This is a genomic window from Stenotrophomonas sp. STEN035, assembly GCF_056759935.1.
Genome location: NZ_JBRRDY010000005.1, coordinates 26,434 through 39,144, shown reverse-complemented (window position 1 = coordinate 39,144; position 12,711 = coordinate 26,434). Strand labels below are relative to the sequence as shown.

8 protein-coding genes and 1 riboswitch are annotated in these 12,711 nt (G+C 62.4%); of the genes, 6 read left to right on the top strand and 2 right to left on the bottom strand.

Annotated elements, in window-relative coordinates:
- Window positions 1–36: 36 nt before the first annotated feature.
- Window positions 37–1,011 carry a ketol-acid reductoisomerase gene (ilvC, locus tag ACVOLL_RS03945; protein ID WP_481511693.1) on the bottom strand — a complete coding sequence of 325 codons (975 nt, stop codon included), beginning with the start codon at window positions 1,009–1,011 and terminating at the stop codon, window positions 37–39.
- 641 nt (window positions 1,012–1,652) lie between these two features.
- Here ilvC and ACVOLL_RS03940 point away from each other — a divergent pair.
- Both ACVOLL_RS03940 and ggt read left to right on the top strand, forming a co-directional pair.
- The gene (locus ACVOLL_RS03940; protein WP_481511692.1) at window positions 1,653–2,480 is read left to right on the top strand and encodes an AfsR/SARP family transcriptional regulator; all 828 of its coding nucleotides are present in this window, start codon (window positions 1,653–1,655) and stop codon (window positions 2,478–2,480) included.
- Window positions 2,481–2,752: 272 nt separating this feature from the next.
- Window positions 2,753–4,456 (top strand): gamma-glutamyltransferase, encoded by a 1,704-nt coding sequence (gene ggt / locus ACVOLL_RS03935; RefSeq protein ID WP_481511691.1) that lies wholly within the window; start codon window positions 2,753–2,755, stop codon window positions 4,454–4,456.
- 293 nt (window positions 4,457–4,749) lie between these two features.
- On the opposite strand, the gene ACVOLL_RS03930 is transcribed toward ggt, so the two are convergent.
- A complete protein-coding gene (locus ACVOLL_RS03930; protein WP_481511690.1) occupies window positions 4,750–6,330 on the bottom strand; it encodes a BCCT family transporter in 1,581 nt (526 codons plus the stop codon).
- A 278-nt stretch (window positions 6,331–6,608) separates the two neighbouring features.
- Window positions 6,609–6,710, top strand: a riboswitch (TPP riboswitch).
- A gap of 116 nt (window positions 6,711–6,826) precedes the next feature.
- On the opposite strand from ACVOLL_RS03930, the gene thiC reads away from it, so the two are divergent.
- The 4 genes from thiC to ACVOLL_RS03910 all read left to right on the top strand — a co-directional run bounded on the left by thiC (window position 6,827) and on the right by ACVOLL_RS03910 (window position 12,653).
- On the top strand, window positions 6,827–8,701 hold the full coding sequence (gene thiC / locus ACVOLL_RS03925; protein ID WP_481511689.1) for a phosphomethylpyrimidine synthase ThiC: 1,875 nt from the start codon (window positions 6,827–6,829) through the stop codon (window positions 8,699–8,701).
- Between the two features lie 106 nt (window positions 8,702–8,807).
- On the top strand, window positions 8,808–9,398 hold the full coding sequence (locus ACVOLL_RS03920) for a DUF4136 domain-containing protein (RefSeq protein ID WP_481511688.1): 591 nt from the start codon (window positions 8,808–8,810) through the stop codon (window positions 9,396–9,398).
- 56 nt (window positions 9,399–9,454) lie between these two features.
- A complete protein-coding gene (locus ACVOLL_RS03915) occupies window positions 9,455–10,138 on the top strand; it encodes an ion channel (protein WP_481511687.1) in 684 nt (227 codons plus the stop codon).
- 241 nt (window positions 10,139–10,379) lie between these two features.
- A complete protein-coding gene (locus tag ACVOLL_RS03910; protein ID WP_481511686.1) occupies window positions 10,380–12,653 on the top strand; it encodes a winged helix-turn-helix domain-containing protein in 2,274 nt (757 codons plus the stop codon).
- The last annotated feature ends 58 nt before the right edge of the window (window positions 12,654–12,711 follow it).

Sequence of the window (12,711 nt, the reverse complement as noted above, 5' to 3'; positions counted from 1 at the left end):
AGCGACCTTTGCCAGTTGCGGGTGGGGGACCGCGGATTACGCAGTCTGTGCTTGCAGCCAAACCATCTTGGCGCGGAGCTCTTTGCCCACCTTCTCGATCGGGTGTTCCATGTCTGCCTGCTGGAACTTCTTGTAGTTCGGCAGCCCGGCTTCGTACTCGGCTTCCCAGTTCTTGGTGAAGGTGCCGTTCTGGATGTCGGTCAGCACGTCCTTCATGCGTGCCTTCACCGAGGCATCGATGACACGCGGGCCGCTGACGAAATCGCCGTACTGCGCGGTCTCGGAGATGAACTCCAGCATGCGGGTGATGCCGCCTTCGTAGAACAGGTCGACGATCAGCTTCAGTTCGTGCAGCACTTCGTAGTAGGCGATTTCCGGCTGGTAGCCGGCTTCCACCAGGGTTTCAAAGCCGGCTTGCACCAGCGAGGAAGCACCGCCGCACAGCACCGCCTGCTCGCCGAACAGATCGGTTTCGGTCTCTTCCTTGAAGGTGGTCTTGATGATGTTGGCGCGGGCGCCGCCCAGGCCAGCCGCATAGGCCAGCGCGAACTGCTCGGCCTTGCCGCTCTTGTCCTGGTAAACCGCGTAGATGCACGGCACGCCGCGGCCGATTTCATACTCGCGACGCACCAGTGCGCCCGGGCCCTTCGGCGCGACCAGCACCACGTCCAGGTCGGCGCGCGGCTCGATCATGCCGAAATGCACGTTCAGGCCGTGCGCGAACAGCAGGCAGGCGCCTTGCTTCATGTTCGGCGCCAGCACCTCGTTGTACAGCTTCTTCTGCACCATGTCCGGGGTCAGCACGGCGACCAGGTCGGCGTCCTTGACCGCTTCGGCCGGGCTCTTGACGGTGAAGCCATCGGCCTGCGCCTTGACCTCGGTGGGGCCGCCGGCGCGCAGGCCGACAACCACGTCGAAGCCGGATTCACGCAGGTTCATGGCATGGGCGCGGCCCTGGCTGCCGTAACCGACGACGGCGATTTTGATCTGGGGCAGTTCGTTGGTGCTCATGGTGCTTGGTTTCCTTGCAATGAAGAGAGTCAGGCAGAAATAAAAACGGCCGTTGCGTCAGGACGCAGCGGCCGGGGCGGGCGGGGCAGACACCATGCAGCTCGCAGCGCTGCGGCAGGCGGCGTTGGCGGTGTGTTTGTTGGAGGTGTCTGGGGTCGGGTACATGGTTTCAGATGAAATAGAAGCTGGAAACGAAAAACCCCGCGCCGGGGCCGGTGCGGGGTCTTTGTTCGAATCTGGCATTTTCTGCTACGCGCCAGCTCGCCCCGCCCCTGTAGGTTCGGTAATAAGTACGAGTACAAGCAGCGACGCCGCGGCGTGAGCCGGGGTCGAAAGCGTGTTGGCGGTGGTGTTGTGGCGTTGCAGCATTAGTCGAGATAACCACCGCAGGCAGGTGCGTGTCAACGCTTGCAGGTGTGATTTTCTGGATTCGGCGCGTAAGCCCCGCCGTGGCGGCATGGTTGCGGCTGAAACCTACGCGTACAAGCGTCTGCTGAGGCTGGATTGCGCGGATTCGGGCCAATCCGGCACCCTGGATTGGCCCGGGAGAGAAGTTTTGTCCGGTGATGATTGGATTGCCCCGCTTTTGCCGGTTTAGGAAGTAAGAGGCTCTTTTCTGGGCCGGCCGGAGGAAGGAAGCCATGATGCAATCAACGGGACAGGACATCACGTGTGCAGGCGCGCACCGCTGTGACGGACCCAGCGGCGGGCCGATGACAGGTCTGGTGCAGCTGATGGGCCAGGGGGTTGGGCTGCCGGCACCGCTGATCTATCGAAAGGGGTGGACCCTGCTCGGCTACCTGGCGATCGAGTCCAACCGCATGCATTCGCGGGCAGCGCTGGCGGCGTTGTTGTGGCCAAGCCTGGGTGAGACTAGCGCCCTGACCAACCTGCGCCAGGTGCTGAGCAACCTCAATCGCTTCTGCACCCTGGCACTGGGGGAGGGCATTCTGCGCATCGAGCGCTCGGCGGTTGGGCTGATGCGTGGCAGTGAGCCACTGTTCGATGTCGATCTGCTGCAGCAGATGCCGTGTGAGTCGGCTCACCTGATGGCCGAGCAGCGGGTGTTCCTGGATGGAATGGAGGACATTGCCGATTCCAACTTCCAGAGCTGGCTGGCGAGCACCCGGCAGTTGCTGGACGTCCAGTTGCTCGACGCGGCGGCGCGCTGCTGCGATGGAATGCTGGAGGCATCACGCTGGGAGTCGGCCATAAAGCTGGCCAATGCCTTGAGTCAGCGTGATCCCTGGAATGAGGCACACACCCGGCGGGTGATGCGGGCCCATGCTGGCACCGGCATGCGTGCTGCGGCGCTGAATGTCTACCAGCGATTCGAATCGGTACTGCGGCAGGAGCTGGGCCTGGATCCAGACCAGGAGACGCGCGGCCTGCTGGAGCAGATCAGTAGCGGGCCCGGCGGCGGACACGAGGCCGCCAGCTTGATTGGAATGGCGTCTGCGCGGATGTAGGGCTGGGTTGCACGCGGTGGTCTGCAAGCTTGCTGTTTTACTGTGGGAGCGGCGTCAGCCGCGAAGCTGAGCTTGCTCGAACCTCTTCGTCTGATGATGTCCTTGCTTCGCGGCTGACGCCGCTCCCACAAAGACAGTCCGATGCCTGTGGTCCAGCTTGGCTGGTTTGAGCGCCAAGGTGACGGGGAGTTCAGGACAAGGCACATGCGCAAGGCGTGCGTCAGCGCGGTGGCTGGGCTATCGTCCAGCCATTCCCTTGCTGGTTGTCTGCCATGCTGCGTACCGCGTTGTTGCTTGCTCTATCTACGGTGTCGGTAACGGCGTTTGCCGCAGACCGTATCACCGGTCATGAATTCGCCACCCGTTCGGAAGTCATCGCGCCGCATGCAATGGCGGCCACGTCACAGCCGCTGGCCACGCAGATCGCGCTCGACGTGATGAAGGGTGGCGGCTCGGCGATGGACGCAGCCATCGCTGCCAATGCCGCGCTGGGATTGATGGAGCCGACCGGCAATGGCATTGGCGGTGACCTGTTCGCGATCGTGTGGGACCCGAAGACGCAGAAGCTTCATGGCTACAACGGCTCGGGCCGTTCACCGCGTTCGTTGACGTTGGCAGAGCTGCAGCGGCGTGGTCTGAAGGAAATTCCCGCGACCGGACCATTGCCGGTGTCGGTGCCCGGGGCGGTGGATGGCTGGTTCGCCTTGCACGAGCGCTTCGGGCGTAAGCCGATGGCTGAGAATCTGGCGCCGGCAATTGCCTATGCGCGCGCAGGGCATCCGGTGTCGGAGGTCATCGCCTATTACTGGGATCGCTCGGTGCCCAAGCTGTCGCAGTATCCGGGCTTCAAGGAGCAGTTCACCATCGATGGGCATGCGCCACGCAAAGGGCAGATGTGGCGCAATCCGAATCTTGCAGACACCTTGCAGCAGATTGCCGATGGCGGCCGTGATGCGTTCTACAAAGGTGACATCGCTCGTGGCATTGGTGACTACTTCAAGGCCAATGGCGGCTATCTGAGCTACGGGGACATGGCTGCTCACCAGGGCGAGTGGGTCGAGCCCGTCAGCAGCAATTACCGTGGCTACGATGTGTGGGAGTTGCCGCCGAACAGCCAGGGCATTGCCGCGCTGCAGATCCTCAATGTGCTGGAGGGCTATGACTTCTCGAAGATTCCATTTGGCTCGGCCGAGCACATCCATCTGTTCGTCGAAGCCAAGAAGCTCGCTTTCGCCGACCGCGCCCGTTTCTACGCAGACCCGGCATTCTCGCCGGCACCGGTACAGCGGCTGATTTCCAAGGACTACGCCGCGCAGCGCCGCAGCCTGATCTCGATGGACAAGGCGTTGAAGGAAGTTCAGCCGGGCACGCCCAGGCAGTTGGAGGAGGGCGACACCATCTACATGACCGTGGCCGATGCCGAGGGCATGATGGTGTCGCTGATCCAGTCCAACTATCGCGGCATGGGCAGTGGTATGGCACCGCCGGGGCTGGGCTTCATCCTGCAGGACCGGGGCGAGATGTTCGTGTTGCAGAAGGATCATCCCAATGGCTATGCACCGGGCAAGCGGCCGTTCCAGACCATCATTCCTGCCTTTATCACCAAGGATGGCAAGCCGTTCGCCAGCTTCGGGGTGATGGGCGGTGCGATGCAGCCGCAAGGGCATGCGCAGATCGTGATGAACCTGGTCGACTTCGGCATGAACCTGCAGGAAGCCGGCGATGCGCCGCGCATCCAGCATGAAGGTTCGACCGAACCGACCGGACAGGCCACGGCGATGCGTGATGGTGGCGAGGTCAATCTGGAAACCGGGTTTTCCTACGAGACGGTACGCAGTTTGATGCGCAAGGGGCATCGCGTGGTGTTTGCCGATGGCCCTTATGGTGGCTATCAGGCGATCATGCGTGACCCGGAAAGCGGCGTTTACTACGGCGCTTCGGAGAGCCGCAAGGACGGGCAGGCGGCGGGGTACTGATCTTTGCTTCTTGTGGTTGTAGCGGGGCAAAAGCCAAAGCCAAAGCCAAAGCCAAAGCACCCCTCCCCAACCCTCCCCTTCGCTGCGCGAAAGGGAGGGGGCCGTTCTTGGCGATTTACAAGATGGCGACGGAGCCGTTTCTACCCCCTCCCTTTCGCGCAGCGAAGGGGAGGGTTGGGGAGGGGTAGCTCTTCGCTGCCGTCCTTACCACCCAATTGTTCAGCCACATTGCGCAGCTGGATGCGAAGCCCGCCAGATGCGCCGCGGCAATTCACAGCTCCCGCAGCCCCCGCCTACTTGCCCAGACCTGACGAACGCTCAGTGACTGCACGTGCTTCTTCCTGCGCGGCCTGTTCGCGCTCGATCCACGCCTCCATCATGTGCCGTGCGCGCTGCGCGAGCCGGCGCTGACGGTTGTGCTCGGCGTCCAGTACGCGGTACAGCGATACCATCACCAGCACCATCAACAACGCGAATGGCAGTGCTGCAATGGTGATCATGCCCTGCAGTGCATCCAGCCCACCTGCGAGCAGCAGCGCCGCGGCGATCAGTGCAATGGCAATGCCCCATACCAGCTTGCGTGACAGCGGTGGATCGCCGGCTTCGTCGGTGGACATACCGGCCAGCACCAGCACCGCGGAATCGGCCGAGGTGACGAAGAAGATGATCAGCAGGACCAAGGCCAGCCCCGACAGCAGCAAGGAGGCCGGCATGCTGTCGAACAGCGTGAACAATACCGTTTCATAGCCATTGCCCAGCGCCTGGATCAGGTCGGCCTGGCCAAACAGCTGCGCCCACAGTGCGGTGCCGCCGAACACGGAGAACCACAGGAAGCCGAGCAGGGTTGGTGCCAGCACCACCCCGACCACGAACTCGCGCACGCTGCGGCCGCGTGATACCCGCGCAATGAACGAACCCACGAACGGCGCCCAGGCAATCCACCAGGCCCAGTAGAAGATGGTCCAATCGGCGACCCAGGTGCTGCCCGAAAAGGGCGACATGCGCAGGCTCATCGTCACCAGCTGGTTCAGGTAAGAGCCCAGCGTGGTGGTGAAGGTGTCGAAGATGAAACCGGTGGGGCCGAGCACCAGCACTGCCGCCAGCAGCACTGCCGCCATTGCCAGATTGAAGTTGGACAACCACTTGATGCCACGGTCCACGCCGCTGGTGGTGGAGATCATGTAAAGCACGAAGGCGATGGCGATAACCGTCATCTGCAGTGGCACGCCTGCGGTAACACCAAACACACGTTGCAGGCCGGCAGCAATCTGGATGGTGCCGAACCCCAGCGTGGTGGCGACACCGATTGCGGTGGCAACCACGGCGGCGATGTTCACCAGCTTGCCGATCCAACCGCGATGATGGCGGCCGATCACCGGTTGCAGCATGTCGCTGATCAGGCCGCGGCCGTTGCGGTTGTATTGGAACCAGGCCATTGCCAGCCCGATCAGCGCATAGATTGCCCACGGGTGCAGGCCCCAATGGAAGAACGAGTAACGCATCGCGGCGCGGGCGGCATCCATGCTTTGCGGCGGCAGGCCTTCGGGTGGGGTGACGAAATGCGATACCGGTTCGGCGGCGCCCCAGAACACCAGGCCGATGCCCATACCGGCGGCGAACAGCATCGACAGCCAGCTGGCGCGGGAGAAATCCGGCTCGGCATCTTCGCCGCCGATGCGCAGGCTGCCGAAGCGTCCGAACGCCAGGTACAGCAGGAAACACAGTGTCAGGAACACGATCAGCAGGTACATCCAGCCGGCGCCGCGCACAACCTGGGCCAGCGTGGCCTGCACCACGTCGTTGAAGGGGCCGGGCGCGAGGCCGGCAATCAGCACCAGCAGCGCGACCAGTGCAATGGAGACACGAAACACCATGAAGGAGCTTCTCCGATCAAATGAGCGATTGAGGGGAGCGAGCCTGAGCTTGCAGGACAACCGGCTGGCACCTTGGCACCGGGCCGGGAAAGGAGGGGCGGCAAGCGCCGCAAGGCAGTCATTCGAAACGAGCCTGCGCGGGATGTTACTGAATGGCGCGTCACGATTACGTTAGCGGCTTGTAACGTTGTGCAAGGCGAGGCCTGCTGGCAGTAGCTGCAGCCTTTTGACCGGCGCTCCTGCTGGCTTGGCTTTCCCATCGATTGCGGGTCTAATGACGCCCGAAGCGGGGGTACCGTGGCCATAGGGTCGCGGTTGAGACATACCCTTCGAACCTGATCCGGCTCATACCGGCGTAGGGAAGCTTCGTGTGCCGCCAGTCGATGTGCCCGCAATGGGCCAGGGCCGGCCGGCGTGCGCCTTCGCTTCGTTCCGTCATGCGAATCCCTCGCGTGGCCTTCGCACCCCGCGTGTGGATAGACCAGGACGAATGCCAATGAACGCACAGCCCAGCCTGCAGCAACAGGCCCAGCAACTCTCCGAATCCGTGACCCGGCCGATTCCCGGTTCGCGCAAGATCTTCGTCGCTGGTTCTCGCCCGGACCTGCAGGTGCCGATGCGCGAGATCGCGTTGACTCGCACGCCCACCCTGTTCGGCGGCGAGGAGAACCATCCGGTCACCGTGTACGACACCTCCGGCCCGTATACGGATCCGCAGGCCAACATCGATCTGGCAGCGGGGCTGGCGGCGGTGCGCAGCGCCTGGATCGAGGAGCGCGGGGATACCGAGCAGTTGGCCGGTCTCAGCTCAGAGTTCGGCCGTGGCCGCCAGCACGATGCCCGGCTGGATGCCGTGCGCTTTCCCGGCCGCACGCTGCCGCGCCGGGCGATTGGTACCGCCAACGTCACCCAGATGCACTACGCGCGGCGCGGCATCGTTACTCCGGAGATGGAGTATGTCGCCATCCGCGAGAACCAGCGCTTGGATGCAGTGCGTGATGCAGGGTTGCTTGCCCAGCATCCGGGGCATAGCTTTGGTGCCAACATCCAGCAGATCATCACCCCGGAATTCGTACGCGATGAAATCGCGCGCGGCCGTGCGGTGTTGCCGAACAACATCAACCACCCCGAGTGTGAGCCGATGATCATCGGCCGCAACTTCCTCACCAAGATCAACGCCAACATCGGCAACAGCGCGGTGTCCTCCGGCATCGCCGAGGAAGTGGAGAAGCTGGTGTGGGCGATCCGTTGGGGCGGCGACACGGTGATGGATCTTTCCACCGGCAAGCACATCCATGAGACGCGCGAGTGGATCGTTCGCAACTCGCCGGTGCCGATTGGCACCGTGCCTATCTACCAGGCGCTGGAGAAAGTAGATGGCCGCGCCGAAGCGCTGACCTGGGAGATCTTCCGCGACACCTTGATCGAGCAGGCCGAGCAGGGGGTTGATTACTTCACCATCCACGCCGGTGTGCTGCTGCGGCATGTTCCGCTGACCGCGAAGCGCGTCACCGGCATCGTCTCGCGCGGCGGTTCCATCATGGCCAAGTGGTGTCTGGCACATCACAAGGAGAACTTCCTTTACACACACTTCGAAGACATCTGCGACATCATGAAGGCTTACGACGTGTCCTTCAGTCTCGGTGACGGCCTGCGCCCTGGCTGTATTGCCGATGCCAACGACGCGGCGCAGTTCGGTGAACTGGAAGCGTTGGGCGAGCTGACAAAGATTGCCTGGAAGCATGATGTGCAGACCATCATCGAAGGTCCCGGTCATGTGCCGATGCAGCTGATCAAGCAGAACATGGACAAGCAGCTGCAGGAGTGCGGCGAAGCGCCGTTCTATACGCTTGGGCCGCTGACCACCGACATTGCGCCGGGTTACGACCACATCACCAGTGCGATCGGTGCGGCGATGATTGGCTGGTATGGCACCGCGATGCTCTGCTACGTGACGCCAAAGGAGCACCTGGGCCTGCCCAACCGGCAGGACGTGCGCGACGGCATCATGGCGTACAAGATCGCCGCGCATGCCGCTGATCTTGCCAAGGGCCATCCGGGTGCGCAGGTCCGCGACAACGCATTGAGCAAGGCACGCTTCGAGTTCCGCTGGGAAGACCAGTTCAACCTCGGTCTGGATCCGGAGAAAGCCAAGGAATTCCATGATGAGACGCTGCCCAAGGATGCGCACAAGCTGGCCCACTTCTGCTCGATGTGCGGCCCGCATTTCTGCTCGATGAAGATCACCCAGGATGTGCGTGAGTACGCCGCCGAGCAGGGGCTGGATGAGGCGCAGGCGCTGGCGATTGGGATGGCCGAGAAATCGGCACAGTTCCGCGAACAGGGCGCGCAGGTCTATCGCGTCGAATAAGCCGGTGAGTCGGGGCGGGGCATCCACGCGGGTGCCCCGGCCACTGCTTGACGCCAGCACGGGTGCGGACGTGTTAGCGTGCAGCCGTCCACACCAGGGGTAGGCCATGAAACTTCGCTTTGTTGCTCTGCTTTTCGCCTTGTCCACGTTGCTCCTGCTGGGCGCCTGCGCCAGCACCCCGCGCGTCGCCAGCCAGGCCGATCCTACTGCCGACTTTTCGCGCTACCGCAGCTTCGCGTTCTTCAGCCCGCTGGCGCTTGAGCAGCACGGCTATACCACCATCACCAGCAACCGCATCCGCGCCGCGGTGCGCGCGCAGATGGAGTCACGCGGCTACCGCTTCGATGAAGCCAATCCGGACCTGTGGGTGAACCTCAACGCCTATCTGCAGGACAAGACCCAGGTGACCACGATGCCGGAAGTGGATTACGACTATTACTACAGCTATCGCGCACGCGGCTATGTTGCCGTGCCGTACTGGCGCGACCGCACTGATGTACGTCAGTACACCGAAGGCACCTTGAACGTGGACGTGGTGGATGTGCGGAAGAAGCAACTGGTCTGGGAAGGCGTTGCGGTTGGCACGGTTGGACGGCTGAAGCCGGAACAGCGTGGAGAGCGGATCGATGCGGCGGTGGCGGCAATCTTCGCCACCTACCCGTATCGCGCCGGCATGGCCGCTAGCCCGACTCCCTGAGATCCGCGCCTGCGGGCCTTGGTTCAACCACACCGCTAGGCACTGGCAATGAAGGGATGCGTATGCACTCGCGCTTGAGATGGATCGTGATGGCGCGCAGGCACCCGTCGGCGTGGCTGCTGGCGGTGCAGTTGCTCGGCGTACTGCTTTACCCGGCGATGGAGCATATGCCGGCCGGACGCGCGCTGTTCGGCGCGTTCGGCATGCTGGTGCTCGGTTTGGCGGTATGGGTGGTGCGGCGTAGCCCACTGCTGTTGTGGCTGGCATTGACGCTGGCGATCCCCGCGGTGGTGTTCTCTATCGCCGGTGCCTTGTTGGGGCGCCACTCGTTGGTCGCGGTGGCGCAGGCATTTGAGAGCCTGCTGTATTTCTATACCTCGTGCAGTCTGATCGCCTACATGCTGCAGGACCACAAGGTCACGCGCGATGAGCTGTTTGCCGCTGGCGCTACCTTTACCTTGCTGGCTTGGGCTTTCGCGTTTGCCTATTCAGTGTGCCAGCACGTCTATCCAGGCAGTTTTGTCGCCACCAGCGAAGGCGATTTCAGGAGCTGGGTCGAGTTGCTTTATCTCAGCTTCAGCTTGTTGTCAGGGGTGGGCCTGAGTGACGTGGTCCCTGTGCATCCACAGGCACGTGCTTTGGTGATGCTGGAGCAGTTTGCGGGCGTTATGTACGTTGCGTTGGTGGTTTCAAGGCTGGTTGGCCTGACCATCTACAAGGCAGAGAAAACTGAACGCTAGATAAAAAAATCGCGCCAGAAGGCGCGAATCATGTAGCTGATTATGTAATTTCGTCGGCGAGAGAGAGCCTGATGTCGTCCACGTTTGGCACGTGGGGAACTTCATTAGAGTAATATCTGTTCCAGATAAAACATTTGCTCTGTGCGTTGATGCCTTTTGCGGAATTTGGCGGCTTGTAAGGGCTAGGGCCCTGATAGCTGGACACAGGATTGGTGTCCGCCAGCGATTTTGAAAGACCGCGATGGCAACGAACCCCACCGAAAAACCTAGCTCTGACCGACTGCGCGTCGGTGAGTGTCTGGTGGTGCTTTCCTCTCGTGAGGTGCATCTGCCAGGGACACGCAAGACTCAACGGCTCACACCCAAATCGGTGGGGGTGTTGCTGGCGCTTGCGCGTAGGCCAGGCCAGGTCGTGACCCGCGACGAGCTGTTTGCCGAGGTCTGGCCGGACACCATGCCGACCAATGACGTGCTGACCCAGGCTGTGACCCAGTTGCGCAAGGTGTTCGCCGCAACCGAGGCTGGTGAGGGTGCACCTTATATAGAAACCATCGCCAAGACCGGATATCGGTTGCTTGCCGCGGTGGTTTGGGAGTCGACTCCGGAAGTTGCGACTGTTGATGCGTTCGAGAGCGCTGACGCGGCGGTCGCTGATCCAGCGTCTGCGGACGCGCGCGAATCAGCACGCTACAAACGCCGCAAGGTGCGTCGCTATGGTTTGCTGGCAATCGGCATTGCCTTGTTGCTCAGCACGCTGGCGATGGCATGGCTGTTGTGGGGGCGTGACGCGCCGTTGCAGGCCGATGCAACGGTTGTCGAGGGCAACCGCGTGGTGGGCAGCCCGGCGCGCCCCTACAGGCTGATCACCGCTACCGAAGGCGTTGAGGTAAATCCCTCACTCTCGCCTGATGGGGCGTTGGTGGTGTTCGCCCGCGAGAAGGACAACAGCTCCAGCTTGTGGATACAAAGTGTGAGCAATGCGACCGCAACGCCGCTGCTGGCTCCGCCTGCGGGCGCCTCGGATCGTTTCCCGGTGTGGTCACCGAACGGACGTAATGTGGCCTTTGCGCGCTTCCTGCCGCAGGGCGGCTGCGAAGTGTTGGTGGTGTCGGCAACCGGTACCGGCCTGCGCCGCGCCACCCGTTGCGACGGTACCGACATGCTCAGCTTTGACTGGGCACCGGACGGTGCGAGTCTGCTGTTTGGTTCCATGACCGGTCGTTACGCCAGTCGCGGTATCCGCAGTCTGGATCTGGCATCGGGACGCTGGTCTTCCGTGCAGTACGAGATGGGTGCCGACGATTTCGACTATGCACCGCGCTATTCGGTGGACGGGAAGAAGATCGGTTTCGTACGCAATCCCCAGGTGGGGGATATGTGGGTAATGGATGCCGATGGCAGCAATGCGCAGCGCTTGACCGACGAAGCGGCGGAGATCCGCGGTTGGAGTTGGCTGGGTTCGGATGAAATGGTATTTGGCCGACGCATCGACAGCGAAGCGCGCCTGTATCGCTTGGACGTGGCGACGCGCGCCCTGCGTGACATGGGTATTGATAACGCGCAGAGCCCGGCGGTGTCGCGTGGTGGTGGCAACCTGGCATTCATGCGCAGTCAGCCGCAGTACGGCCTGTTCCGCATTCCGCTGGGGATGAATACAGGCGCGCCGCAGCGTCTGTTTGCGTCCTCTGCGCGTGATGGCCAGCCGATGGTTTCGCCTGATGGTGCGCAGTTGGCGTTCACCTCGGACCGTTCCGGTGCGTTTGCACTGTGGTGGGCGCGCTTGAATGAACCGGCGTCCCTGCAGATGATCGAGGGTATACGTCCTGAGGCGCGTCAGCCCATGGACTGGTCCGCCGATGGGCGGCATCTGTTGGTGACTGGCCGTGATGCTGATGGCACACCTGGTATTTATGAAGTCGCGCCGGAAGAAGGTAATTGGGTAAAGCTACCGGTGCCTGCACGTGAACCACTGCAAGCGGTGTATGGGCCTGCCGCCAATACGTTGCTGGTGGTGGAGCGCGGTGACGACGAGCGGATGGCATTGACCTTGTTTGACCGTAGCCAGCAGCCGTGGAAACGCCTGGCATCATTGGAAGGTGTGTCGCAGGTGCGCTACGACAATGCGGGGCAGCGGGTGTTGTTCACGCGATTGGCCGGTGGTGGGCTTTGGCAGGTGGCGCCGAGCTTGAGCCAGGACAGTGTGAAAACCGTGCACGCCGAGCTGCCTAGTCGCTGGCGTTATCGCGCTTGGGCGGTGGCGGCCAATGGCGCCGTGGAATACCTGGACATCAGTCGGGACTGCAGCAGCCGGCTCACTGCCATTGCTGGTGACGGGGCCAGTCAATGTCTGGATGCGAGGCGCTTCAGTGCGGGCAATGGTGTGAGCCTGGCACCGGATGGAAAGGCGGTTTTCATCGCCTTGGCCGCCGCTGACAATGCCGATATCGGGATGATGCGCATTCCGCATCGCGCGCCCCGCCGGGTGATGGGCCTGGCTAAGTGGTTGTCCCCGTAGGAAATATTGGCTTCGGAAATTTTTCGTAAGCCATATCGGGAATATTTCGCAGCATTCT